Consider the following 22,889-nt stretch of genomic DNA (forward strand, 5'->3'; position numbering starts at 1 on the left):
TTTATTTACCTTCAAGTTACAATTATTCAGAATTATCTTTTCAACGCTTCGCTGTCTTCAGTATAAGCCTTCATTTTTCGCAGGATTTGTGCGCCCGTCCGCAAACTGGCATCGCGCTTGCGGGAAAAAGCATCATTCGCACATATGATTAAATTCCAGACCCAAGTGGTCGGATCACCTGCAAAATAAAAGAAAGAAGGAAAACCTATGACCTTACGAAATCTGCTGGCGCTGTCGTGCCTGCTACTGCCGATGATTGCCTCCGCACATAAGTTTGAGACTGACCAGCGCGTACCGCCGGTGGGGATCGCCGATCGCGGCGAACTGATTCTCGATAACGATAAGTTTAGCTACAAAAGCTGGAATAGCGCGCAGTTGCCAGGCAAAGTGCGAATTGTGCAACACATTGCCGGACGCACCTCCGCCAAAGAGAAAAATGCGACGCTGATCGAGGCAATCAAAGCCGCCAACCTGCCGCACGACAAATACCAGACCACCACTATCGTCAACACGGATGACGCCATTCCCGGCTCCGGTATGTTTGTGCGCAGCAGTCTGGAGAGCAATAAGAAGCTCTACCCGTGGTCGCAATTCATTGTCGACAGCAATGGCATTGCGCGTAAAGCCTGGCAACTGGATGAAGAGAGCTCCGCTATCGTCGTACTCGACAAGGACGGACGCGTGCAGTGGGCAAAAGATGGCGCATTAACGCAGGAAGAGGTGCAGCAGGTAATTGCCCTGCTGCACAAATTACTCAGTAAATAGAGACGCGGAAGCCGGGGTTGAGGAACGATTCACGTGGGGTGTAATCCAGAGGTTTCCCCTGCCAGTCGTGAACGTGCGCTCCGGCTGCGGCGGCAACGGCATGGCCAGCGGCGGTGTCCCAAACGTTGGTTGGCCCAAAACGCGGATACAGCTGTGCGTGCCCTTCCGCCACCAGGCAGAACTTCAGCGATGAGCCAATCGAGGTGGTCTGGTGCTCGCCCAACTGTTGCAGATACTCTTTTAACTCATTGTCGGCATGCGAGCGGCTAATGACCACCAGCGGCGGACGCGCGTCACGAACCTGAATTTGTTTGCGTACGCCGCACTCTTCTTTCCACGCTTTACCTTCTGCTGCGCTGTACATCACTTTCATTACCGGCGCGTAAACCACGCCCAGAACCGGCTTTCCTTTCTCGATCAGCGCAATATTGACGGTAAATTCACCGTTACGCTTAATGAACTCTTTGGTCCCGTCCAGCGGGTCCACCAGCCAGTAGCGCTGCCAATGCTGGCGAACATCCCAGCCAGGAGGCGCCTCTTCAGACAGAACCGGAATATCCGGCGTCAGCGCCAGTAATCCTTCGAGGATCACCGTATGTGCGGCGATATCTGCCGCCGTGACCGGAGAATCATCCTGCTTGCTGGTAATCTCCATCGGTTTGATTCCATCGTAGACCTGCATAATGGCATCGCCCGCGTTCCGTGCAAGCTGGCATACATGTTCTAGCATTCTCCACCTCGTTTCTGTCAGTGGTGTTAACTCGTTGTTTTACTTATACCCGATCGTCAGGGGATCCGCCAACTGTGATAGCGTCTGCGGTTTTAAACGCTATATTCATGTCATGATTCACAGTTCTGTAAGCAAGAAGATTTATATACATTTTCTTTTGTGGCTTAGATCTTAAAAGGATGCCCCTGATGATTAAGTTTAGTGCAACGCTTCTGGCAACGCTGATTGCAGCCAGCGTCAATGCCGCGACCGTCGATCTGCGTATAATGGAAACCACTGATTTGCATAGCAATATGATGGATTTCGATTATTACAAAGATACACCGACTGAAAAATTCGGTCTGGTACGTACGGCAAGTTTGATCAACGCTGCGCGTGGTGAAGTCAAAAACAGCGTGCTGGTTGATAATGGCGATCTGATTCAGGGTAGCCCGCTCGGGGATTACATGGCGGCCAAGGGGCTGAAAGCGGGCGAAACTCACCCGGTATATAAGGCGCTGAATACCCTGGATTACGCGGTGGGTAACCTCGGCAACCATGAATTCAACTACGGTCTGGAGTATCTGCACAACGCGCTGGCCGGAGCGAAATTCCCTTACGTTAACGCCAATATCATCGACGTTAAGACCAAGAAGCCGCTATTTACGCCTTACTTGATCAAAGACACTGAGGTGGTCGACAAGGAAGGGAACAAGCAAACGCTGAAGATTGGCTATATCGGCTTTGTGCCACCGCAGATTATGACCTGGGATAAAGCCAACCTCAGCGGCAAAGTCACGGTGAACGACATTACGGAAACTGCACGCAAATACGTTCCGGAAATGAGAGAAAAAGGCGCCGATGTTGTGGTGGTGGTTGCTCACTCCGGGCTTTCTGCCGACCCATATCAAACCATGGCGGAAAACTCCGTTTATTACCTCAGCGAAGTACCGGGCGTGGATGCCATTATGTTTGGTCACGCTCACGCCGTCTTCCCGGGTAAAGACTTTGCCAATATTAAAGGCGCAGATATCACAAAAGGTACGCTGAATGGGATTCCTGCGGTGATGCCGGGTATGTGGGGCGATCACCTGGGCGTGGTGGATTTAGTGCTGAATAACGACAGCGGTAAATGGCAGGTCACTCAGGCGAAAGCCGAGGCGCGCCCGATCTATGACGCCGCAGCCAAAAAATCACTGGCAGCAGAAGACAAAAAAATCGTTGAGATCCTGAAAGCCGATCACGACGCCACGCGTGAGTTTGTCAGCAAACCGATCGGTAAATCCGCCGACAACATGTACAGCTATCTGGCGCTGGTACAGGATGACCCGACCGTACAGGTGGTGAACAACGCGCAGAAAGCCTATGTAGAACACTTTATTCAGGGCGATCCGGATCTGGCAAAACTACCGGTACTTTCCGCCGCCGCGCCGTTTAAGGTCGGTGGACGCAAGAACGATCCGGCAAGCTTCGTAGAAGTCGAAAAAGGTCAGTTAACCTTCCGTAACGCCGCTGATTTGTATCTCTATCCCAACACTCTGGTGGTGGTGAAAGCCAGCGGTAAAGAGGTGAAAGAGTGGCTGGAATGTTCTGCCGGGCAGTTCAATCAGATTGATATCCACAGCAGCAAACCACAGTCGTTGATTAACTGGGATGGCTTCCGTACCTATAATTTCGACGTGATTGACGGCGTGAATTATCAGATTGATGTTTCACAACCTGCTCGCTACGACGGTGAATGTCAGACCATTAACCCGAAAGCGGAACGTATTAAAAATCTGACCTTTAACGGCAAACCAATCGATCCGAATGCCACCTTCCTCGTCGCGACCAACAACTACCGCGCCTACGGCGGTAAGTTTGCCGGAACCGGCGACAGCCACATCGCGTTTGCTTCTCCGGATGAAAACCGCTCGGTGCTGGCGGCCTGGATTGGTGCTGAGACGAAGCGTGCCGGTGAAATTCACCCGGCGGCAGATAACAACTGGCGTCTGGCGCCAATTCATAGCGATACACCACTGGATATTCGCTTTGAAACATCACCGTCTGATAAAGCCGCGGCATTTATTAAAGAGAAAGGCCAGTATCCGCTGAAGAAAGTCGCGACCGATGACATCGGTTTCGCTATTTATCAGCTGGATTTAAGTAAGTAATTTTCGTGCCGGATGCGGCGCAATAGCGTCTTATCCGGCCTACAAAACTACGCAGCCCGTTCGTCCCGCTGCGCTAAAACCTGCGGCAAATTCAGTTCTATCCAGTCCGCCAGCGCGGCGACTTTATCGCTCACCTGCTCACCCAACGGCGTCAGGCTATACTCCACGTGCGGCGGTACCACCGGATACGACACCCGATTGATAAACCCGTCATGCTCTAACGCTTGCAGGGATTGCGCCAGCATCTTTTCACTGACCCCGCCCATCTTACGGCGCAAATCACTGAAACGGTGCGTACCGTCGCGCAGCGCCACCAGAATCAACACGCCCCAGCGGCTGGTGACGTGTTTTAACACCTCACGGGAGGGACACTGTTCGGCAAACAAGTTGCCATCGCGTAACTGCTGAGAGAGCGTCGAAGCTGTCATTTTCATACTAACCTTTTTGTGCGTACTTACTAAAAGTAAGTTTAGGTGTTAGCGTGATTAAACACAAGACCAATACCAAGGAGTCACCCCATGATCGCAATTACCGGCGCCACCGGCCAACTGGGCCAATACGTTATTGAATCTCTGCTGAAAACCGTTCCTGCCAGCCAGATTGTGGCAATTGTGCGTAATCCCGCTAAAGCGACGGCGCTTAGCCAGCAGGGCATTACCGTTCGTCAGGCGGATTACAGCGATGAAGCCGCCTTGACGGCTGCCTTACAGGGTATCGACAAGCTACTGCTGATCTCCTCCAGCGAAGTGGGACAACGCGCCCCGCAGCATCGTAACGTGATCAACGCAGCGAAAGCCGCGCACGTGAAATTCATCGCCTACACCAGCCTGCTGCACGCCGACACCTCCCCGCTGGGGCTGGCTGATGAGCATGTGGCAACCGAGAAGATGCTGGCTGAATCCGGTATCGCCTACGCGCTGCTGCGTAACGGCTGGTACACCGAAAACTATCTCGCCAGCGCACCGGCTGCACTGGAACATGGCGTGTTTATCGGGGCTGCAGGTGAAGGCAAAATTGCCTCAGCGACCCGCGCCGACTATGCCGCTGCCGCCGCGCGCGTCATCAGTGAAGACGGTCACGCCGGTAAAACTTATGAACTGGCGGGCGACGCAGGCTGGACCCTGAGCCAGTTGGCTGCCGAGCTGGCAAAACAGAGTGGTAAAAAAGTGGTGTATCAGAACCTGAGCGAAGCTGATTTTGCCGCCGCGCTAAAAGGTGTAGGCCTGCCTGCCGGGCTGGCGGACATGCTGGCTGACTCAGACACTGGCGCCTCCAAAGGTGGTCTGTTCGACGACAGCCATACGCTGAGCAAACTGATTGGTCGCCCGACCACCTCGTTGTCTGACAGCGTCAAAGGCATCGTGTAAGTGTTAAAAATTAGTTAATTGTGGTGGCATCCCCGCGCATCCTCTCTGATAATGACAGGATGATGCGTGGGGAGAGAAAACGTGCAAGGTGTACCTGAGCAGTTTATTGATGAGAAAGACAGCGCCCGCTTTCGCCATCTGGCGCAGGTGCCGGGCGTTGAGCTGTATCATGCACACATCTCGCGTTACGCTTTCGAGCCGCACACCCATGAAGCGTTTGGCATTGGCGCGATAGAAGCCGGAGCCGAACGTTTTCGCTATCGCGGCACGCAGTATGTTGCCCCCGCCCATTCCGTCGTCACCATGAATCCCGATGAGCTGCATACCGGCGAGGCCGAAACCGCCGACGGCTGGCGCTATCGGATGATTTATCTTGAACCCGATCTTCTGGAAGAGGTCACCGGGATCCGCCACTGGTGGTTTCATGACGTAACGCGTCACGATCCGCTGCGCTCGCGCCAGATCTGCTCGCTGATCCACGGCCTGTGGAACACGGAGGATCCGCTGGCGCAAAAAGGCCTTCTACTCGATCTGATCGACACGTTCCAGCCGCTGGCCCGCCATGCGCCAGTATTAACGGAGGGGGCGCATCGCTTTGAACGGGTACGTGAGTATCTGCACGATAATTATATGCATCCGGTCACGCTCGACGAGCTGGCGCGGGTTGCATCGCTGAGTCCCTGGCATTTTCAGCGCCAGTTTAAGTCTCATTTCCACGTCACGCCGCACCAGATGCTGATGGCGATCCGGCTGTGGCGAGCCAAAGGTTTTCTCACTTACGGTATGCCCGCCGCAGAGGTCGCCGCCGCAACCGGCCTCACCGACCAGTCGCATCTCACCCGCGCGTTTACCCATCGCTACGGCATTACGCCGGTACGTTATCAGAAACAAGTCGTCCGGCGTTGATCAGCAATCTCATACAATACGGCGGCATTTTTCCTGCCTACACTCGACTCATTGTTAAACGATGTGGATGTCAAAAATGATTAGCGGTGTGTTGTATGCCCTGTTGGCCGGGCTGATGTGGGGATTAATTTTTGTTGGACCGCTGATCGTACCGGAATACCCGGCGGTATTGCAGTCGATGGGGCGTTATCTGGCGCTGGGGCTGATCGCATTGCCGATTGCCTGGCTGGGACGTGCGCGCCTGCGTCAACTCGTGCGGAAAGACTGGGTAACTGCGCTGACGCTAACAATGATGGGGAATCTGATTTATTACGTTTGCCTGGCAAGCGCCATCCAGCGCACCGGCGCACCGGTCTCCACGATGATTATTGGTACATTGCCGGTGGTGATCCCGGTCTTCGCTAACCTGCTCTACAGCCAGCGTGACGGCAAATTATCATGGTGGCGTCTGTCGCCTGCGCTGGTATTGATTGGTATAGGACTGCTGTGCGTGAATATCTCGGAGCTGAATCAGGGGTTACCAGACTTTAGTGGCTGGCGTTATGGTTCCGGCATCGCGCTGGCGCTTGTCTCGGTGGTGTGTTGGGCATGGTACGCGCTGCGTAATGCCCGCTGGCTGCGCGAGAATCCGGATAAGCACCCGATGATGTGGGCGACGGCCCAGGCTCTGGTAACGTTGCCCGTTTCTCTGCTCGGTTACATTGCCGCCTGCCTGTGGCTTAACGGGCAAACGCCGGACTTCGCTCTACCCTTCGGTCCGCGTCCGGGCGTGTTTATCGGTCTGATGATAGCCATTGCGGTATTGTGTTCGTGGGTTGGCGCACTGTGCTGGAACGTCGCCAGCCAAAAATTACCGACGGTGATCCTCGGCCCGCTGATTGTCTTCGAAACGCTGGCCGGTTTGTTGTACACCTTTATTCTGCGTCAGGAATTTCCACCTCTGCTGACGGTTAGCGGTATTGCGCTGCTGATGGTTGGGGTGGTGATAGCCGTCAGAGCCAAGCCGCAGAAACCGAGCATCGTGGTGGTTTCACAATCATAATGTGCCGGATGGCACTGCTTATCCGGCCTACAAGGACTGTACGATCTCATGTAGGCCGGATAAGGCGTTTACGCCGCCATCCGGCGCGACACCTTAAACACCGCTACCGTCTGGTTCAACCGCGCGGCCTGCTCTTCAAGCGCAGCAGCGGCGGAAGCGGATTCTTCTACCAGCGAGGCGTTTTGCTGCGTGACGCGATCCATTTCGGCAACCGCCTGGCCTACCTGATCGATACCCCGACTTTGTTCATCAGAAGCTGAGGCAATCTCCCCCATGATGTCGGTCACGCGGGTCACGGCGCTAACTATTTCCGCCATCGTTTCGCCCGCTTCATGCACCAGCGCCGTACCGGCATTGACCCGATTCCCTGAGTCATCTATCAGCGCTTTGATCTCCTTCGCCGCCTGAGCGCTACGCTGCGCCAGCGTCCGAACCTCGCCTGCGACCACGGCAAATCCGCGCCCCTGCTCGCCGGCACGCGCCGCTTCAACCGCCGCGTTCAGTGCCAGAATATTGGTCTGGAAGGCAATGCCGTCGATAACATTGGTAATTTGCGCGATTTTGCTGGAACTGGTGGCGATTTCATCCATCGTACGCACCACACCATCAACCACGGTTCCGCCTTTTTGCGCCGTCTGTGAAGCATTTTTTGCCAGACTGGTCGCCTGACGCGCGTTATCTGCGTTCTGTCTCACGGTTGCGGTAAGTTGTTCCATGCTGGCTGCGGTCTCTTCCAGAGAGGCGGCCTGCTGCTCGGTACGTGAAGAGAGATCGTTACTGCCTGCGGCGATTTCACCCGCACCGGTATAGATGGTATCGGCCCCGTCACGCACCACGCTGACCGTATTCGCCAGCGCCTGCTGCATGTCACGGACGTTGCTTGCCAGCAGCGCCATTTCATTACTGCCGTCGGCGCTGATGGGGTGCGTCAAATCGCCTGCGGCAATGTGGCGAATATGTCCCATCACCTCGTGGAGCGGCTTGAGCAGCACTCGCTGCATCGCCAGCCAACTGGCGATAATCACGGTGACGACAATCAGCATCACCGCGGACAGCAGCCAGATTATCTTCTGGTAATCACTCTCATTGTCCTGCACTCCGGCAGTGGCCAGCGCCGTTTGCGCGCTACGCCATTGCCGATAAACTTCCTGCATGGCCGTTTGCTTTTGCTCGGCATTCTGCTTAAACATCTCTTCCAGCTTTCCTTCAGCCAGCAGCGCGTTCATTTTTGCCAGCGTCGCAGAATAGATGCCGTACTGCTCTTCCAGTCGATCGGCCAGATGCTCATCCAGCCCCGGCGTTTCCGGCAGAGCGTAGTATTTATCGTAATGCTCTTTCGATTCGGCCAACAGGCGATTTGCCGTGTTCACCAGCTCCTGCAGCTGACCGCCGTTAATATCGCTGGCCATCGTTCCCTGTAAACGCAGCATGCCCCGGTTGAGCGTGACGCGAGCCTGGTTCAGGCTAATCCACGCATCGGTAAACTCGGCCACGTTCTGGCTGGAAAGTTGAGACACGTTAAAGTTCTGCTTATCGTTATTGAGTGCGCCAATAAAGACGCCCGCGGAGATGAGCTGCATTGCGCCCAGCGCGAGTAACACGGTGATAAGTAAGGTTATCACTTTGATTCGTTTGAACATCTGTAGCCTTTTATTATGCAGGTATTGTCTGAGGTCTAACTATCGGCAGCGGCGTGCGCTTATTTAATCCTGTCGTGCGGCTTTTTTCGCCGTACTTCTCCTTTCCAATAAGATTCAGCATCTTAACGAGATAAGAAATTTTCGTGACGTCCATCACAAAACACCCCACCCCGAAAGGGTTATATCCTTCGTCATAAGTTGCATTTAAAATACATCTTATATTATTGAGAATGAGGTAACGGCAATGTCTTATCGCGATCAACCTTTAGGTGAACTGGCGCTCTCTATTCCTCGCGCTTCGGCCCTGTTTCGTAAATACGATATGGATTACTGCTGCGGCGGTAAGCAAACGCTGGCACGCGCTGCCGCGCGTAAAGAGCTGGATTTAGACGTTATTGAGGCGCAGCTCGCGCAGCTGGCTGAACAGCCGCTGGAGAAAGACTGGCGTACCGTGGCTCTGGCTGAAATCATCGACCATATCATCGTGCGTTATCACGACAGACACCGCGAACAGCTGCCGGAGCTGATCCTGCAGGCCACTAAAGTTGAACGCGTTCACGCAGACAAACCGAACGTACCGCGCGGTCTGGCGAAAAACCTGACCATGCTGCATGAAGAGCTGTCCAGCCACATGATGAAAGAAGAACAGATCCTGTTCCCGATGATCAAACAGGGCATGGGTAGCCAGGCGATGGGGCCAATCAGCGTGATGGAAAGCGAACATGACGATGCGGGTGAACTGGTGGAAGTGATCAAACACATCACCCATAACGTAACGCCGCCACCAGAGGCCTGCACTACCTGGAAAGCCATGTATAACGGCATTAACGAGATGATCGACGACCTGATGGAACACATCAGCCTGGAAAACAATGTGTTGTTCCCGCGTGCCCTCGCAGGTGAATAAAAAAGCCCGGTGGCGCTAGCGCTTACCGGGCCTACAACGACCTCAAACGTAGGCCTGATAAGGCGAAGCCGCATCAGGCAATCCCGCCAGCATAGTGCCGGATGCGGCGTAAACGCCTTATCCGGCCAACATCTCACTGCTTAGCGATTATCGCACGCCTGCCATACGTTTCTTACCGATAAACAACCAGCCCAGACCCAGCGCGATGAACCACAGCGGCGTGACGATCAGCGCCTGACGGGTATCATCTTCCAGCGTCAGCAGTACCAGTACGAAGACGAAAAACGCCATACATACCCAGCACATCAGCTTGCCTAACGGCATCTTGTAGATTGATTTTTCATGCAGGTGAGGACGCTGCTTGCGGTACACCAGGTACGAGCAAAGAATGATGGTCCAGACGAACATGAACAGAATCGCCGATACGGTGGTGATCATGGTGAAGGCGCCAATCACGCTCGGGTTCACGTACAGCATCACCACGCCGCCCAGCAGACAGATACAGGAGAAGGTTAAACCCTTCGCCGGAACTGCGCGTTTAGACAGCTTGGCAAACGCTTTAGGCGCAACGCCTTCCTGCGCCAGACCGAACAGCATACGGCTGGTAGAGAACACGCCGCTGTTTGCAGAAGAGGCAGCTGAAGTCAGCACCACAAAGTTGATCAGGCTCGCCGCAGCAGGCAGACCAACCAACACAAACAGTTCAACGAATGGGCTCTTGGTTGGCACTACCGAGCTCCACGGCGTAACGGACATAATCACGATCAGCGCGAACACGTAGAACATGATGATACGGATTGGAATCGAGTTAATGGCGCGCGGCAGAGATTTCTCCGGATCCTTGGTTTCCGCTGCGGTCGTACCCACCAGCTCAATACCCACAAACGCAAACACGGCTATCTGGAAGCCGGCAAAGAAGCCACTCAGACCTTTCGGGAACCAGCCACCGTCATTCCACAAGTGCGTGAACGATGCCTGAACGCCGGTTGGCGACTGGAAGTGCGTCAGCACCATCACCAGACCGACGACAATCAGGCCGATGATGGCAACGATTTTGATCATCGCAAACCAGAACTCCATCTCACCGAACATTTTTACGGTGGCGAGGTTGAGGCTCAGCAGCAGCACAATCACCGCCAGCGAGGCGACCCAGTCTGACAGTTCGGGGAACCAGAATTGCGCATACGCGGTAATCGCGACCACGTCTGCCATCCCGGTAACAACCCAGCAGAACCAGTAGGTCCAGCCGGTAAAATACCCGGCCCATGGCCCGAGCAGGTCAGAGGCAAAATCACTAAACGATTTGTACTCCAGATTCGAGAGCAGCAATTCACCCATTGCGCGCATCACGAAAAACAGCATAAAACCGATGATCATATACACAAAGATGATCGACGGTCCGGCGAGACTGATGGTTTTACCGGAGCCCATAAACAGGCCAGTACCGATAGCGCCACCAATAGCAATAAGTTGAATATGACGGTTTGTGAGATTGCGCCGTAGCGACTGTTCAGACGACGCCTCTTCAGCGGTGTCGACTTTTACCTGATCTACCATGTTTTTTCTTCCTGTACCTGTCTGTGTTGTTCAGGCTCTACGGCCTTTAATGTGTCTATGATACGACGATCCTGTTATCAGGACTCATCGATATTAGGTAAGAATTGGCGGGATGAATACTAAGATTTAGATATAATGTTAATTTAATGTTTAAAGTGAGTGTCATATCACTCTGATAGCGCGAATCAGCTCACAAAAATACACGCTGATGGGGCATTTGCAAGATAAAATATCGACAACGACGTAACTATAGCTTTTCACGCTATTTTTTTGCTCCCCCCGGCCTCGGGGGGAACAGAAGTCACTGCTTACAGGATCTCAAGCAGCTCAACTTCGAACACCAGCGTGCTGAACGGAGGAATGGACGCGCCAGCGCCACGCTCGCCGTAAGCCAGTTCCTGAGGAATAGTCAGTTCCCATTTGGAACCTACCGGCATCAGGGTCAGCGCTTCAATCCAGCCTGGGATTACGCCGTTAACCGGGAATTCAGCTGGTTCGCCACGTGCGACAGAGCTGTCAAACACGGTACCGTCGATCAGCTTACCGGTGTAGTGCACGCGAACGCGGTCAGTACGTGCCGGAATAGCACCTTCACCCTGGGTCAGAACACGGAACTGCAAACCAGATTCAGTGCTGTTCACACCGTCTTTCTCACGGTTTTCTTCCAGATATTTGACGCCATCAGCCGCCATAGCCTGGAAACGCTCGCGACGAACTGCATCAGCACGTTCGTGGATTTCACGCAGTGCGCGATGCACAACATCAACCGGCACTGCCGGGTGCTTACCTTCCAGCGCGTCAGCGATACCCGCTACCAGCGCTTCAGGCAACAGTCCTTCCAGTCCGGATTCGCTCAGCTGTTGTCCTACCTGCAAACCAATGCCGTAGCTTGCTTGCGCTTCGATAGTGTCAAAAGTCGGGTTAGCCATCATATTTCCTTTCATCGGATGTAAAGTAGCGGGCAGCATATCAGCCATGCCGCATCCGGTAAAACTTTGTCTCGGGAACAGATGACAAATCGCGAGGAAACATAAACAATAGGAATATCCCGCGTTGACGTCACGAAAGCGGGTAATATGACGAACATCATAGCGTTAGCCATCTATACTCTATGATCGAGGAACGAGACGCGGAGCAGGAGGAAAGCCATGCCCGGGCGCTTTGAATTAAAACCAACCCTGGCGAAAATCTGGCATGCACCGGACAATTTTCGCATTATGGACCCGCTACCGCCTATGCACCGCCGCGGCATTATTATTGCTGCTATTGTGTTGGTGATAGGTTTCCTGCTCCCTTCCAGTGACACCAGCGATACCCCTGTGGTGACGCGTACTGCCCAGCTGGATTTACAGTCACAGTCGCAGCCACCGACCGAGGCTCAGCTGCAGGCACAGCTTGTCCCGCCGCAAAATGATCCCGGCCAGGTCGCTCCGGTTGCGCCAGAGCCAATCCAGGAAGGAGAACCTGATGCCCAGCCTCAGGTCCAGCAATCTCAGCCGCAGACACAACCTTTCCAACAGGATAGCGGAATTGACCAGCAGTGGCGCTCCTACCGCGTAGACTCAGGTAAAACGCTGGCGCAGGTATTCCGTGACCATAACCTCCCGCCAACCGATGTGTATGCGATGGCACAGGTTGAAGGCGCCGGAAAACCGCTGAGCAATCTGAAAGACGGTCAGATGATACAGATCAGGCAGAATGCCAATGGCGTGGTGACGGGATTAACCATTGATACCGGGAATGGTCAGCAGGTACTGTTTACCCGCCAGCCTAACGGCAGTTTTATTCGCGCCCGTTAAGCGCTGTGACCCCGCGATTCCAGGCCTGATAGCGATAACGCCATCAGGCATCAAGGTGAAACGTCAGCGTTTCACCTTGTTCACCCACCAGATCCCCGAACACACCAGCACCAGCGCTACCGCATATTTCCATTCGAGGATGTTTTCACCGAGGAATATTGCCGACAGCACTGCACCCGAAACCGGGATCAGGAAGTTAAACGGCGCAATCATCCCCACGCGATTATGCTTGAGCAGAATACTCCACAAGGCGAAAGCGACCGAAGAGAGTAACGTCAGGTAGCCGAGAATCGCCACCGAAGACGCACCGTGTACGGTTAGCGTGCCGCCAAAAGCGTAGCCGCCGATAACCAACGCCAGGCCGCCACCGCCCAACTGGTACCCTGTCATTACCGTCGGGTCCACCGTCTGAGAAATACGTTTTCCATATAGCGTGGCAGCAGAGAGAATAAAGGCTGCCATCACTACTGAACCGTCGCCTAACAGGCTGAAGCTAAAATCCATTCCACTGCTAAAGTTCACCACCATTACACCGGTAAAGCCCAGAATACAGCCCAGCGCTTTGTTGTAGCTCAGTTTGTCGTTATGGTAGATAAAATGGGCCAGCAGCACGCTGAAGAAGGTCCCGGTCGCATTCATGATGGACCCTTTCACTCCCGTCGTGAACGCCAGGCCAATGTAAAAGAAGATGTATTGCAGCGAGGTTTGCGTCAGCCCCAACAGCGTGAGTTGGCCGTACTGACGCGGGCTTAACCGGCCAATCGGTTTACGCTGCGCTACCGCCAGCAGTAGCAGCAATAATCCCGCAAACAGAAAGCGATATCCGGCAAAGACAATCTTTGAGGGAATGTCATCCGTGGCAATCTGGAAGATCTCATATCCGCTTTTGATCGCCGGATAGGCGCTCCCCCACAGCAGGCAGCAGAACGCCGCGCTCAGGTAGACAACATTTTTACGCGCAAACAGAGGTTGGTGCGTTGGTTCCATTCCATCACCACTTTGAAATAATGTTTTATTTTTGTGATTATCCCGAAAAGGATAAAGAATAGCCAGAGAGAAAAGCGGGGGAACAGAAAAGCAAAACGCCGGCACAGGGCCGGCGCTTTTACGCGGTCATCAGAATAAAAACTTATTCTGCAACTACGTTTACAGTCAGCTTAGCAAACACTTCGCTGTGAACCTGGAAGCTCACTTCGTGCTCGCCAGTGGTACGCAGAACGCCGTTCGGCAGACGAACTTCGCTCTTAGCTACTTCAACGCCAGCTGCAGTTACAGCGTCAGCGATGTCGCGAGTACCGATGGAACCGAACAGTTTACCTTCGTCGCCAGCTTTAGACGCGATGGTTACGGTTTCCAGTGCGTTGATTTTCTCAGCACGAGCTTCAGCAGCGGACAGAACGTCAGCCAGTTTAGCTTCCAGCTCAGCGCGACGCGCTTCGAAAAATTCAACGTTTTTCTTGGTAGCAGGAACAGCTTTACCCTGTGGTACCAGGAAGTTACGAGCATAGCCCGCTTTAACGTTAACCTGATCACCCAGGCTACCCAGGTTTGCTACTTTATCAAGCAGAATAACTTGCATTACCTTATCCTCTCAAAGTCGTATTAATGGACCGTGACCGATTACTGATGACGATCAGTGTACGGCAGCAGGGACAGGTAGCGAGCGCGTTTGATAGCGCGAGCCAGCTGACGCTGGTATTTTGCACGGGTACCGGTGATACGGCTTGGGACAATCTTACCGCTTTCGGTGATGTAGTTTTTCAGCGTAGCGATATCTTTATAGTCGATCTCTTGAACGCCTTCCGCGGTGAAACGGCAGAACTTGCGACGACGGAAATAACGTGCCATATGGCTAGTCTCCAGAATCTATCAATTCAATCTGCTCGGCATGCAGAACCATTTTGCTCAGGCCGTTCTTTGCCTTGTGGCAAGAGATGAACCCCTGAACGGTCACTGCGCTACCGACCGTTATACTGTGAGTAATGGCCTGGTTTTCGTGTCCGCTAATAATAACGGGCATTTGGCACCACGCCTGCCGGTGAAACCCGGCTTCCTCCTGCACAGAACGATGCTCAAGCACGAACTGGCAATGAGGAATTCCTGATGGACTGACCTTTCGAAGGGGGGCCCTGCACACAGTGCCGGACAACACCAGACGGTTGGTCATCAGAAATTACTCTTCAGAATCCCCAGCTTCAGCATCATCTGCGGTTTCGTTAGCGAAATCATCGCGACGTTCACGACGCTCGTCTTTCGCTTTAACCATCGGAGATGCTTCGGTAACAGCGTGTTTAGTACGCATAACCATGCTGCGGATAACGGCATCGTTGAAGCGGAAGGTAGTTTCCAGCTCATCGATCACTTCCTGCGGCGCTTCAACGTTCATCAGAACGTAGTGAGCTTTGTGCAGTTTGTTGATCGGGTAAGCCAGCTGACGGCGGCCCCAGTCTTCCAGACGGTGGATCGTGCCTTCTGCACCAGTGATGGCAGCAGTGTAGCGTTCGATCATACCCGGAACCTGTTCGCTCTGGTCAGGATGGACCATAAAAACGATTTCGTAATGACGCATCGAATTGCTCCTTACGGATTATTCAGCCTCCTGTCTGGGTCAGCCGAGGCCCATGGAGGCAAGGAACGTGTTAAAGGTCGGCTGAAAAATGACGCGTCATAATACTGGGGCCAGCAGGTAAACTCAAGGTGCTTGTACGATTATTTATCATGTTGCCATTAATACATATCCAGCAGCATTTTGATGCTGATACAAATGGAGACAATGACAATCATGGGTCGGATGACTTTCTTACCGCGCGTCAGTACGACTGTCGCACCAAGACGTGCGCCAAGGGATTGCCCTGCAAACATCACCAAACCCAGCGACCAGATCATTTTACCGCCGAAAATGAAGAACAAAATCGAGGCGATGTTCGACGCCAGGTTAATAAAATTCGAGTGGATTTGCGCTTTATCAATACTGTATCCCCACAGCAGAATATAGCTGAGGGTATAAAAGGAACCTGCCCCAGCACCGAGAAAGCCATCATAAAAACCAATACATCCCCCACCGATCAACGAGAAGAGAAACAGGGATACCTGCTGCTTTCTTTTCGGTTCGCTAAGGTTTGGCGCAAAAATAAAGTAAATGGCGACTGCGATAATCAGGATTGGGAGCAGTTTCTTCAGCAGTTCCGGTTCAATGAACTGGATAAGCGTCGTTCCCAGCGCAGAACCGATAAAGGCAGATAAAAACACATACTTGTGCTCCTGCACGTTGATATGTCCTCGGCGTAAAAAGTAAATTCCGGAGGTCAGCGAGCTACCCAGAGCCTGAATTTTATTGGTTGCCAGCGCATTAGCCGGGGGTAAACCAGAAATTAAGAGTGCGCCAATAGAGAGAAATCCACCACCACCCGACACCACGTTAATAAAGCCAGCCACCAGCGCGACCATAAACATAACCACGAAATAGCTGAAATCCATGAATGAAGTATCCATAAGTTTTTGCCTTATTATCATAAAGTTATATTAATTATCCGGCTCACTATAAACGGCGTACTCACCCGATTAAATTGACTATTTAGTAAGAGCTTATGCGCGAAAGGCAGGTATTTTTTCACCGCAGCGGTATACACCAGCAGACTGTTAATTAAAGAAAAGATGGCTATGCGGTAATTTTTTGAACAACTGCATCAGAAATGGTCGCTATCGACTGCGCTGGTAGCGGTTAAAATTACATCAGAAGTTAATCACTCACAGGAGAGAGGCAACCAGAGACCGCAGTCGAGGAGGTACATATGCGAGCCCGTGTTTTGACCCTTCTGGCTGTGCTTTTGCTCAGTGCAAATGCAACGGCAGCCATCAAAATTGATAACCATCAGGCCAGGAACATGGATGATGTGCAGAGCTTAGGCGTCATTTACATAAATCATAACTTCGCCACTGAAAGTGAAGCCACTCAGGCCCTGAATGAAGAGACCGATGCGCAAGGCGCAACCTACTACCACGTGATCCTCACCAGGGAACCCGGTAGTAACGGAAATATGCACGCCAGTGCAGATATTTATCGTTAACACCAGAAATAACCAACGAGAACATTGCCACAGTTTGACTTGCCCCCTTCACTGGGGGCTTTTTTTGTAAAACAATCCCGAAGCCAGACCGATCTCATCCCCATGAAGAGTTGGCTCCGGAACGTTTTTTCCTACTTCTGCCCGTAATAGGCATTTGGGCCGTGCTTACGCATGAAGTGCTTATTCATCAGATAACTGTCGATAGCGCTGAGTGCCGGATTAATGCCACGCGCAATCCATGCCATTTTTGCCACCTCTTCCATCACCACCGCGTTATGTACCGCGTCATGAGCGTCTTTGCCCCAGGCAAACGGGCCATGTTGGTACACCACTACGCCTGGCGTATGCAAAGGTTCCACCTCCCCCAGCGTTTCAACAATCACCCTGCCGGTATTCAGCTCATACTCATCCTGAACTTCCGCTTCAGTTAACGCCCGGGTGCAGGGGATATCGCCAAAGAAGTAGTCCGCATGCGTCGTGCCTAGCGCGGGTATTGCCAGACCTGCCTGCGCCCATGCCGTCGCGTGGGTTGAGTGGGTATGCACCACGCCGCCAAGAGAGGAATAGCGGCGATACAGCGCCAGATGGGTGGCGGTATCGGAAGAAGGACGATAGCGTCCTTCCACCACGTTGCCGTGCAGATCCACAACTACCATGTCGTCCACTGTCATTGTCTGGTAGTCGACGCCGCTGGGCTTAATCACCACCAGCCCGCGTTCGCGGTCGATGGCGCTGACATTACCCCAAGTAAACGTCACCAGCCCGTAGCGCGGCAGATCCATATTGGCCTCAAAAACCTGCTGTTTGAGTTTTTGCATTACACCGCCTCCACCAGACCGGCGCTGGCCATACGCGCTTTCACCCAGTCGCGCGCCTTCGCCACTTCACGTGCCGGGTCGTCCGACGTTTCACTCCACATCTCAATCAGGTATGGCCCGCAATACCCACTCTGTTTGAGCGTCGCAAAACAACGTTCGAAATCGACAACCCCTTCACCAAACGGCACATTCTTGAATACACCGGGTTTGGTATCTTTCACGTGTACGGCAACGATATGGCCCATTCCCGCCTGCAACTCCATCTGCACATCGTTGTCCCACGCCGACAAATTGCCGATATCGGGATACAGCTGGAACCACGGATTGTTGAGATAGTGAGCGTATCCCAGCGCCTTACTGATCGAATTCATCAGTGGATAATCCATGATTTCCATCGCCAGCGTCACCTGTGCACGGCTCGCCATCTCTACGCTTTCTTTCAGCCCATCGCGAAACCGACGACGCGTTTCGTTATTGGCCTGCTGGTAATAAACGTCGTAACCCGCCAGTTGAATAACGCGAATACCGATATCCTGCGCAAACTGAATGGCTTTACGCATGATCTCCAGCCCCTGTTCGCGTACCGCATCATCTTCACTGCCCAGCGGGAAACGTCGATGAGCGCTCAGGCACATGGACGGCACCCGTATCCCTGTCTCGGCGATAGCGGCCACCAGCGCCAGTCGCTGCTCGCGGTTCCAGTCAAGACGCGCCAGGCGAGCGTCGGTTTCATCAACCGACATTTCGACAAAGTCAAAGCCCAGTTCCTTCGCCAGCTGCAAGCGCTCCAGCCAGCACTCCCCGCCGGGGAGTGCCTTTTCATAAATACCGAGCGGGACCTGTTTCGACAACATAGTCGCTCCTTATCCCCACAGCTGGGCGATAGAACGTTTGAACTGACGGGCCGCTTCCACCGGAGAGGCGGCATCGCGAATGCTGCGACCAGCAATAAATACGTGAATCGGAATTCCCTGGAACAGCGGCAGATCTTCCAACGCCAGACCGCCGGTGACGGTGACTTTAAAGCCCATCTCGGACAGGCGTTTGATCGCGCTGATATCCGCCTCTCCCCACGCCACACCTGCTGCCTGCGCATCACGGCTGCGGTGATACACAACTTGCCCAATGCCCGCGTCACGCCACTCTTGCGCCTGCTCCCAGGTCCAGTAACCCGTCAGTTCAATCTGTACATCACCGTTAAATTCTTTCGCCACCTCCAGTGCCCCCTTGGTGGTGTTGATATCCGCACAGCAGATGACGGTGACCCAGTCAGCGTTGGCTTCGAAACACATGCGGGAGAGGATTTTTCCCGCATCGGCAATTTTGGCGTCCGCCAGCACAATTTTATGCGGGTAAAGCGCCTTTAGATCGCGAACGGCGCGCACGCCCTCTGCCACGCAAAGAATAGTGCCCACCTCAATGATATCGACCTCTTCGGCAATCAGACGCGTCGTTTCATACGCGGAAGACATTGATTGGTTATCCAGCGCAACCTGCAACATAGGTAATGACATTTTGGTATCCTTTTAAACAGCCGCCGCAGTGGCGTTATCAATTAAATCCAACACTTCCTGCGCGGTGCGACAGGCGCGTAAACGGTCAAAATTGGCTTCGTCATCAAAGAGATTCACGATCTGCATGATGCCCACTTCCTGATGCGTGTTGGCGTCAACTGCCGCCATCGTTATCAGAATATCGACCGGGTCGTTATCTTCGTGGTTAAACACCAGCGGCGTTTTCAGCGTCACCAGCGCAAAACCGGTTTTCTTAACCCCTTCCTCCGGACGGCCGTGCGGCATTGCCAGGCCTGGCGCAATCACAAAGTACGGGCCAAACTGCTCAACGCCATCAAGGATGGCCTGGTAGTAGCGTGGTTCAACCACATCGGCCTTAACCAACAGATCCACACCAAGCTTTACCGCTTCCTGCCAGGTACTGGCCTCGGCTTGCAAAAGGATGGAATTATTGTCTGCCAGCGAGTCACGTAATTTCATATGCCGCCCCTTACTTCACGTCCTGCGGGAAATGCGCTTTGATCACTTCCAGCAGTTTTGGCCCAAAATCGGCAGGCGACAGCATGTTGCGTACGCCAACAACATATTTATTGCCAGTTACGGTAATTTCACCGGCAATATGGGTAGAGGCGATGATGATATCCGCGCCGTTCAGTTCACTTTTGTACTCACCCACTGCGCAGCTGTTCACCGTATGGTCAATATTTGACTGGGTTAAAAACTGGTCCACTTTCATTTTCATGATCATGGAACTGCCCTGCCCATTGCCACACACAGCCAGAATACGTACGGTCATAATCGGAACTCCTTATTAAGCAGAGTGTTCTGCCAGTTGTTTTTCTGCGTCTTCCTCAGCGCGCAACGTGCGTCCTGCGAAAAACATATAAGCCAGTGCAATCAGAATAATGACGGCCATAAACACGATGCCGATGGAGGCAAAGCCTTGCATCATCGGCGGTGCCAGAATTGACCAGTCCGCCATGCCCATCCAGGCGCTCATACCGGTGAGTTTCACCGCCCAAACGCAGCCGAAGATTTCGATCATCCCCATCACCAGGCAAATCTTGAGCGCCGCGCGCCAGCCGCCAAAGTGGTTAGCAAATACGCCGATAGTGGCGTTCGAGAAGAACATCGGGATAAAGCCTGGGATAATCAGGATGGAAGAGCCGCAGGCAACCAGAATACCTACCGCAATCAGTTGGCCGATGGTGCCCCACATAAAGCCCCAGACCACCGCGTTGGGGGCAAAGCTGTAAATCGCTGCGCAGTCGATAGCCAACACCGCGCCGGGGATCAGACGTTGAGAGATACCGTTGAACGCTTCTGAAAGTTCAGCAACGAACATACGTACGCCCTGGGTGATGATGAAGATAGCGACAGCAAACGAAAAACCGGTTTGCAGGATATAGACCGTCCAGTGGGTTTTACCCGCCATCGCCTGAACCACATCTATGCCGAAAGAGAGCAGGATCGCCCCGAAAAAGATGGTCATCACAATCGCGGTGGAAACGATGTTGTCATGGAAGATATTCAGCCAGCCTGGCAGCTTGAGATCTTCTACGCTCTCCTCTTTCTTACCCAGATACGGCGCGACTTTGTAAGCAATCCATGAGGCGAACTGCTGCTGGTGACCGATGGAAAAACCGCAGCCGTCGGTCACTTCCTGCGTCGGTTTGTACATCATATTGGAGGTAATCCCCCAGTAGAGCGACACCAGCACCGCGGTACAGATGATGGTGGTCCACATCGGGTAACCAAAGATGTAGAAAGAGACAGCAATCAGCCCCGCCTGCTGGAACATGATGTGCCCAGTCAGCATGATGGTTCGAATACCGGTAATACGCCGTAGCAGTACGTAACAAATGTTCAGCGCCAGCGCTAACAGTACGGCGTACCCTACCCAACTGTAGGCATCACCCATTCGTTCGATGGTTGCCATCATGGAGGCATAGGTATCGGAGATCGCGCCATTGATACCGTAAACCTCAGACATCTTCGCCACCACCGGTTTAAACGTGCTGGTCAGAATGCCCGACCCTGCCTGCAATAACATAAAACCGATAATCGTTTTGATCGTGCCTTTGATAATGACGCTGACACTTTTACGCAACAGGATATAGCCGAGGCAGGTCACAATACCCAACAGCAACGGTGCATTGGTCATGACCTGATTAAAAAAGACGGTAAAGATGTTGTAGAGGATCTCCATAACGATCTCCAGTAGACGAAGTTGCTGAACATTCATTACAGATGCCCAGGATGTTGTGCCCTCACTCTAATTTTCAAAAGTAATCACAACAAGATTGAATTTGATTAAATGTGATGAAGTACGCAAATAATTCTCTTACTTGCAGAGTGGATTTACTTCAAATTCATACACGCCAAAATAAATTCATTTAAAACAATAAAATACAAAAATACATTTCATATAAACCATCTTGTCACGTTGTAATTTGTTCACATTTTCCCATTCAACACCAAAAATCAGCGCATTGCCTTCTTGAGAAAATGATGTCAGTATCAATCAAAACAAATCATAATTTGATTCAACTTGAACAAACATGAAGGTAATTGCGATGAGTAAAGTAAAAAGCATCACGCGTGAATCATGGATTCTGAGCACATTCCCGGAGTGGGGAAGCTGGCTCAATGAAGAGATCGAGCAGGAACAGGTCGCACCCGGCACTTTCGCTATGTGGTGGCTTGGCTGTACCGGAATTTGGCTAAAGTCTGAAGGCGGAACTAACGTCTGCGTCGATTTCTGGTGCGGTACGGGTAAACAGAGTCACGGTAACCCGCTGATGAAAACCGGTCACCAGATGCAACGCATGGCGGGCGTGAAGAAGCTGCAGCCAAACCTGCGCACCACGCCGTTTGTTCTTGATCCGTTTGCCATTCGTCAGATCGATGCGGTGCTGGCCACGCACGATCATAACGATCACATCGACGTAAATGTTGCAGCAGCCGTCATGCAGAACTGTGCCGACGACGTGCCGTTTATTGGACCGCAGACTTGTGTGGATCTGTGGATCGGTTGGGGTGTACCAAAAGAGCGCTGCATCGTGGTAAAACCTGGCGATGTGGTGAAAGTGAAAGATATTGAAATTCATGCGCTTGATGCGTTTGATCGTACGGCATTGATCACGCTTCCTGCCGATCAAAAAGCGGCAGGCGTGCTGCCGGATGGTATGGATGCCCGCGCCGTAAACTATCTGTTCAAAACGCCGGGCGGTACGCTTTATCACAGCGGTGATTCACACTACTCCAACTACTATGCAAAGCATGGCAATGAGCACCAGATCGACGTCGCGCTCGGATCCTACGGCGAGAATCCACGGGGAATTACGGACAAAATGACCAGTTCCGACATGCTGCGTATGGCGGAGGCCCTGAATACAAAAGTGGTGATCCCTTTCCATCACGATATCTGGTCAAACTTCCAGGCCGATCCTCAGGAGATCCGCGTACTGTGGGAGATGAAAAAAGATCGGCTGAAGTATGGCTTTAAGCCTTTTATCTGGCAGGTGGGTGGCAAGTTCACCTGGCCGCTGGACAAAGATAACTTTGAATATCACTATCCGCGCGGCTTTGACGACTGCTTCACGATTGAACCAGATTTACCGTTTAAATCGTTCTTGTGATCCA

At 52.8% G+C, this 22,889-nt stretch carries 26 protein-coding genes; 9 read left to right on the forward strand and 17 right to left on the reverse strand.

Features of this window, described 5'->3' with window-relative positions:
• The first annotated feature begins 207 nt into the window (after nucleotides 1-207).
• Nucleotides 208-765, forward strand: coding sequence for a YtfJ family protein (locus OGY04_RS18575; RefSeq protein WP_008786027.1), 558 nt, complete (start codon nucleotides 208-210; stop codon nucleotides 763-765).
• Here the strand turns inward: OGY04_RS18575 and cysQ are convergent.
• On the reverse strand, nucleotides 755-1,495 hold the full coding sequence (gene cysQ / locus OGY04_RS18580; protein WP_008786026.1) for a 3'(2'),5'-bisphosphate nucleotidase CysQ: 741 nt from the start codon (nucleotides 1,493-1,495) through the stop codon (nucleotides 755-757). The two genes, OGY04_RS18575 and cysQ, sit on opposite strands and share 11 nt — an antisense overlap.
• A gap of 188 nt (nucleotides 1,496-1,683) precedes the next feature.
• On the opposite strand from cysQ, the gene cpdB reads away from it, so the two are divergent.
• Nucleotides 1,684-3,627, forward strand: a complete 1,944-nt coding sequence (gene cpdB / locus OGY04_RS18585; protein WP_252430517.1) for a 2',3'-cyclic-nucleotide 2'-phosphodiesterase — start codon at nucleotides 1,684-1,686, stop codon at nucleotides 3,625-3,627.
• Nucleotides 3,628-3,674: 47 nt separating this feature from the next.
• On the opposite strand, the gene OGY04_RS18590 is transcribed toward cpdB, so the two are convergent.
• Nucleotides 3,675-4,055: a winged helix-turn-helix transcriptional regulator gene (locus OGY04_RS18590; RefSeq protein WP_032934267.1), complete on the reverse strand. Its 381-nt coding sequence runs from the start codon at nucleotides 4,053-4,055 to the stop codon at nucleotides 3,675-3,677.
• A 90-nt stretch (nucleotides 4,056-4,145) separates the two neighbouring features.
• On the opposite strand from OGY04_RS18590, the gene OGY04_RS18595 reads away from it, so the two are divergent.
• From OGY04_RS18595 to OGY04_RS18605, 3 genes are all read left to right on the forward strand, one after another.
• Nucleotides 4,146-4,994: an SDR family oxidoreductase gene (locus OGY04_RS18595; RefSeq protein WP_167820362.1), complete on the forward strand. Its 849-nt coding sequence runs from the start codon at nucleotides 4,146-4,148 to the stop codon at nucleotides 4,992-4,994.
• A gap of 81 nt (nucleotides 4,995-5,075) precedes the next feature.
• The gene (locus OGY04_RS18600; protein ID WP_020996259.1) at nucleotides 5,076-5,900 is read left to right on the forward strand and encodes an AraC family transcriptional regulator; all 825 of its coding nucleotides are present in this window, start codon (nucleotides 5,076-5,078) and stop codon (nucleotides 5,898-5,900) included.
• A 76-nt stretch (nucleotides 5,901-5,976) separates the two neighbouring features.
• Entirely contained in the window at nucleotides 5,977-6,942 is a 966-nt protein-coding gene (locus OGY04_RS18605) for a DMT family transporter (RefSeq protein ID WP_020996260.1), read from the forward strand.
• Between the two features lie 68 nt (nucleotides 6,943-7,010).
• Here OGY04_RS18605 and OGY04_RS18610 read toward each other — a convergent pair whose 3' ends face one another.
• On the reverse strand, nucleotides 7,011-8,582 hold the full coding sequence (locus tag OGY04_RS18610; protein ID WP_008786021.1) for a methyl-accepting chemotaxis protein: 1,572 nt from the start codon (nucleotides 8,580-8,582) through the stop codon (nucleotides 7,011-7,013).
• Nucleotides 8,583-8,826: 244 nt separating this feature from the next.
• Between OGY04_RS18610 and ytfE the strand changes: the two genes are divergently transcribed.
• Nucleotides 8,827-9,489 carry an iron-sulfur cluster repair protein YtfE gene (ytfE, locus tag OGY04_RS18615; RefSeq protein WP_003025690.1) on the forward strand — a complete coding sequence of 221 codons (663 nt, stop codon included), beginning with the start codon at nucleotides 8,827-8,829 and terminating at the stop codon, nucleotides 9,487-9,489.
• Nucleotides 9,490-9,636: 147 nt separating this feature from the next.
• On the opposite strand, the gene cycA is transcribed toward ytfE, so the two are convergent.
• Complete coding sequence (gene cycA / locus OGY04_RS18620; protein ID WP_008786019.1) at nucleotides 9,637-11,046, reverse strand: D-serine/D-alanine/glycine transporter; 1,410 nt, start codon at nucleotides 11,044-11,046, stop codon at nucleotides 9,637-9,639.
• 308 nt (nucleotides 11,047-11,354) lie between these two features.
• Nucleotides 11,355-11,975 carry a BamJ family beta-barrel-assembly machinery protein gene (gene bamJ, locus OGY04_RS18625; RefSeq protein ID WP_032934269.1) on the reverse strand — a complete coding sequence of 207 codons (621 nt, stop codon included), beginning with the start codon at nucleotides 11,973-11,975 and terminating at the stop codon, nucleotides 11,355-11,357.
• 219 nt (nucleotides 11,976-12,194) lie between these two features.
• Between bamJ and OGY04_RS18630 the strand changes: the two genes are divergently transcribed.
• On the forward strand, nucleotides 12,195-12,845 hold the full coding sequence (locus OGY04_RS18630; RefSeq protein ID WP_032942177.1) for a LysM-like peptidoglycan-binding domain-containing protein: 651 nt from the start codon (nucleotides 12,195-12,197) through the stop codon (nucleotides 12,843-12,845).
• Between the two features lie 63 nt (nucleotides 12,846-12,908).
• Here OGY04_RS18630 and OGY04_RS18635 read toward each other — a convergent pair whose 3' ends face one another.
• The 6 genes from OGY04_RS18635 to OGY04_RS18665 form a co-directional block, all read right to left on the reverse strand.
• Nucleotides 12,909-13,832 carry a DMT family transporter gene (locus tag OGY04_RS18635; protein ID WP_008786017.1) on the reverse strand — a complete coding sequence of 308 codons (924 nt, stop codon included), beginning with the start codon at nucleotides 13,830-13,832 and terminating at the stop codon, nucleotides 12,909-12,911.
• Between the two features lie 142 nt (nucleotides 13,833-13,974).
• Nucleotides 13,975-14,424: a 50S ribosomal protein L9 gene (gene rplI, locus OGY04_RS18640; RefSeq protein ID WP_003025676.1), complete on the reverse strand. Its 450-nt coding sequence runs from the start codon at nucleotides 14,422-14,424 to the stop codon at nucleotides 13,975-13,977.
• Between the two features lie 41 nt (nucleotides 14,425-14,465).
• The gene (gene rpsR, locus OGY04_RS18645; RefSeq protein WP_000135199.1) at nucleotides 14,466-14,693 is read right to left on the reverse strand and encodes a 30S ribosomal protein S18; all 228 of its coding nucleotides are present in this window, start codon (nucleotides 14,691-14,693) and stop codon (nucleotides 14,466-14,468) included.
• Nucleotides 14,694-14,697: 4 nt separating this feature from the next.
• Complete coding sequence (gene priB, locus OGY04_RS18650; protein WP_153687702.1) at nucleotides 14,698-15,012, reverse strand: primosomal replication protein N; 315 nt, start codon at nucleotides 15,010-15,012, stop codon at nucleotides 14,698-14,700.
• Nucleotides 15,013-15,018: 6 nt separating this feature from the next.
• Nucleotides 15,019-15,414 carry a 30S ribosomal protein S6 gene (gene rpsF / locus OGY04_RS18655; RefSeq protein WP_003025672.1) on the reverse strand — a complete coding sequence of 132 codons (396 nt, stop codon included), beginning with the start codon at nucleotides 15,412-15,414 and terminating at the stop codon, nucleotides 15,019-15,021.
• Nucleotides 15,415-15,572: 158 nt separating this feature from the next.
• Nucleotides 15,573-16,337, reverse strand: a complete 765-nt coding sequence (locus tag OGY04_RS18665; RefSeq protein WP_003830447.1) for a TSUP family transporter — start codon at nucleotides 16,335-16,337, stop codon at nucleotides 15,573-15,575.
• A 299-nt stretch (nucleotides 16,338-16,636) separates the two neighbouring features.
• On the opposite strand from OGY04_RS18665, the gene yjfY reads away from it, so the two are divergent.
• A complete protein-coding gene (gene yjfY, locus OGY04_RS18670; RefSeq protein ID WP_003025668.1) occupies nucleotides 16,637-16,912 on the forward strand; it encodes a DUF1471 family protein YjfY in 276 nt (91 codons plus the stop codon).
• Nucleotides 16,913-17,043: 131 nt separating this feature from the next.
• Here the strand turns inward: yjfY and OGY04_RS18675 are convergent, their stop codons facing one another.
• Genes OGY04_RS18675 through ulaA form a run of 6 tightly spaced genes read right to left on the reverse strand, consistent with a single transcriptional unit; the run spans nucleotide 17,044 to nucleotide 21,453 of the window.
• Entirely contained in the window at nucleotides 17,044-17,730 is a 687-nt protein-coding gene (locus tag OGY04_RS18675; protein ID WP_032942175.1) for an L-ribulose-5-phosphate 4-epimerase, read from the reverse strand.
• Nucleotides 17,730-18,584 (reverse strand): L-ribulose-5-phosphate 3-epimerase, encoded by an 855-nt coding sequence (locus tag OGY04_RS18680; protein WP_008786014.1) that lies wholly within the window; start codon nucleotides 18,582-18,584, stop codon nucleotides 17,730-17,732. The genes OGY04_RS18675 and OGY04_RS18680 overlap by 1 nt, the downstream gene beginning before the upstream one ends.
• Nucleotides 18,585-18,593: 9 nt before the next feature.
• Entirely contained in the window at nucleotides 18,594-19,244 is a 651-nt protein-coding gene (gene ulaD, locus OGY04_RS18685; RefSeq protein WP_003025660.1) for a 3-keto-L-gulonate-6-phosphate decarboxylase UlaD, read from the reverse strand.
• A gap of 12 nt (nucleotides 19,245-19,256) precedes the next feature.
• Nucleotides 19,257-19,724: a PTS ascorbate transporter subunit IIA gene (gene ulaC / locus OGY04_RS18690; protein ID WP_006686330.1), complete on the reverse strand. Its 468-nt coding sequence runs from the start codon at nucleotides 19,722-19,724 to the stop codon at nucleotides 19,257-19,259.
• 10 nt (nucleotides 19,725-19,734) lie between these two features.
• Complete coding sequence (gene ulaB / locus OGY04_RS18695) at nucleotides 19,735-20,040, reverse strand: PTS ascorbate transporter subunit IIB (protein ID WP_001577590.1); 306 nt, start codon at nucleotides 20,038-20,040, stop codon at nucleotides 19,735-19,737.
• Nucleotides 20,041-20,055: 15 nt separating this feature from the next.
• The gene (gene ulaA, locus OGY04_RS18700; RefSeq protein WP_003830456.1) at nucleotides 20,056-21,453 is read right to left on the reverse strand and encodes a PTS ascorbate transporter subunit IIC; all 1,398 of its coding nucleotides are present in this window, start codon (nucleotides 21,451-21,453) and stop codon (nucleotides 20,056-20,058) included.
• Nucleotides 21,454-21,820: 367 nt separating this feature from the next.
• On the opposite strand from ulaA, the gene ulaG reads away from it, so the two are divergent.
• Nucleotides 21,821-22,885, forward strand: coding sequence for an L-ascorbate 6-phosphate lactonase (gene ulaG, locus OGY04_RS18705; RefSeq protein ID WP_003025649.1), 1,065 nt, complete (start codon nucleotides 21,821-21,823; stop codon nucleotides 22,883-22,885).
• The last annotated feature ends 4 nt before the right edge of the window (nucleotides 22,886-22,889 follow it).

This window comes from Citrobacter sp. Cpo091 (genome assembly GCF_030332645.1).
In the GTDB taxonomy this organism is placed as follows: domain Bacteria; phylum Pseudomonadota; class Gammaproteobacteria; order Enterobacterales; family Enterobacteriaceae; genus Citrobacter; species Citrobacter portucalensis.

Coding starts and splice junctions, on each gene's coding strand:
- OGY04_RS18575 (WP_008786027.1), top strand. CDS start 208: ATGACCTTACGAAATCTGCTGGCGCTGTCGTGCCTGCTACTGCCGATG.
- cysQ (WP_008786026.1), bottom strand. CDS start 1,495: ATGCTAGAACATGTATGCCAGCTTGCACGGAACGCGGGCGATGCCATT.
- cpdB (WP_252430517.1), top strand. CDS start 1,684: ATGATTAAGTTTAGTGCAACGCTTCTGGCAACGCTGATTGCAGCCAGC.
- OGY04_RS18590 (WP_032934267.1), bottom strand. CDS start 4,055: ATGACAGCTTCGACGCTCTCTCAGCAGTTACGCGATGGCAACTTGTTT.
- OGY04_RS18595 (WP_167820362.1), top strand. CDS start 4,146: ATGATCGCAATTACCGGCGCCACCGGCCAACTGGGCCAATACGTTATT.
- OGY04_RS18605 (WP_020996260.1), top strand. CDS start 5,977: ATGATTAGCGGTGTGTTGTATGCCCTGTTGGCCGGGCTGATGTGGGGA.
- OGY04_RS18610 (WP_008786021.1), bottom strand. CDS start 8,582: ATGTTCAAACGAATCAAAGTGATAACCTTACTTATCACCGTGTTACTC.
- ytfE (WP_003025690.1), top strand. CDS start 8,827: ATGTCTTATCGCGATCAACCTTTAGGTGAACTGGCGCTCTCTATTCCT.
- cycA (WP_008786019.1), bottom strand. CDS start 11,046: ATGGTAGATCAGGTAAAAGTCGACACCGCTGAAGAGGCGTCGTCTGAA.
- bamJ (WP_032934269.1), bottom strand. CDS start 11,975: ATGGCTAACCCGACTTTTGACACTATCGAAGCGCAAGCAAGCTACGGC.
- OGY04_RS18630 (WP_032942177.1), top strand. CDS start 12,195: ATGCCCGGGCGCTTTGAATTAAAACCAACCCTGGCGAAAATCTGGCAT.
- OGY04_RS18635 (WP_008786017.1), bottom strand. CDS start 13,832: ATGGAACCAACGCACCAACCTCTGTTTGCGCGTAAAAATGTTGTCTAC.
- rplI (WP_003025676.1), bottom strand. CDS start 14,424: ATGCAAGTTATTCTGCTTGATAAAGTAGCAAACCTGGGTAGCCTGGGT.
- rpsR (WP_000135199.1), bottom strand. CDS start 14,693: ATGGCACGTTATTTCCGTCGTCGCAAGTTCTGCCGTTTCACCGCGGAA.
- priB (WP_153687702.1), bottom strand. CDS start 15,012: ATGACCAACCGTCTGGTGTTGTCCGGCACTGTGTGCAGGGCCCCCCTT.
- rpsF (WP_003025672.1), bottom strand. CDS start 15,414: ATGCGTCATTACGAAATCGTTTTTATGGTCCATCCTGACCAGAGCGAA.
- OGY04_RS18665 (WP_003830447.1), bottom strand. CDS start 16,337: ATGGATACTTCATTCATGGATTTCAGCTATTTCGTGGTTATGTTTATG.
- yjfY (WP_003025668.1), top strand. CDS start 16,637: ATGCGAGCCCGTGTTTTGACCCTTCTGGCTGTGCTTTTGCTCAGTGCA.
- OGY04_RS18675 (WP_032942175.1), bottom strand. CDS start 17,730: ATGCAAAAACTCAAACAGCAGGTTTTTGAGGCCAATATGGATCTGCCG.
- OGY04_RS18680 (WP_008786014.1), bottom strand. CDS start 18,584: ATGTTGTCGAAACAGGTCCCGCTCGGTATTTATGAAAAGGCACTCCCC.
- ulaD (WP_003025660.1), bottom strand. CDS start 19,244: ATGTCATTACCTATGTTGCAGGTTGCGCTGGATAACCAATCAATGTCT.
- ulaC (WP_006686330.1), bottom strand. CDS start 19,724: ATGAAATTACGTGACTCGCTGGCAGACAATAATTCCATCCTTTTGCAA.
- ulaB (WP_001577590.1), bottom strand. CDS start 20,040: ATGACCGTACGTATTCTGGCTGTGTGTGGCAATGGGCAGGGCAGTTCC.
- ulaA (WP_003830456.1), bottom strand. CDS start 21,453: ATGGAGATCCTCTACAACATCTTTACCGTCTTTTTTAATCAGGTCATG.
- ulaG (WP_003025649.1), top strand. CDS start 21,821: ATGAGTAAAGTAAAAAGCATCACGCGTGAATCATGGATTCTGAGCACA.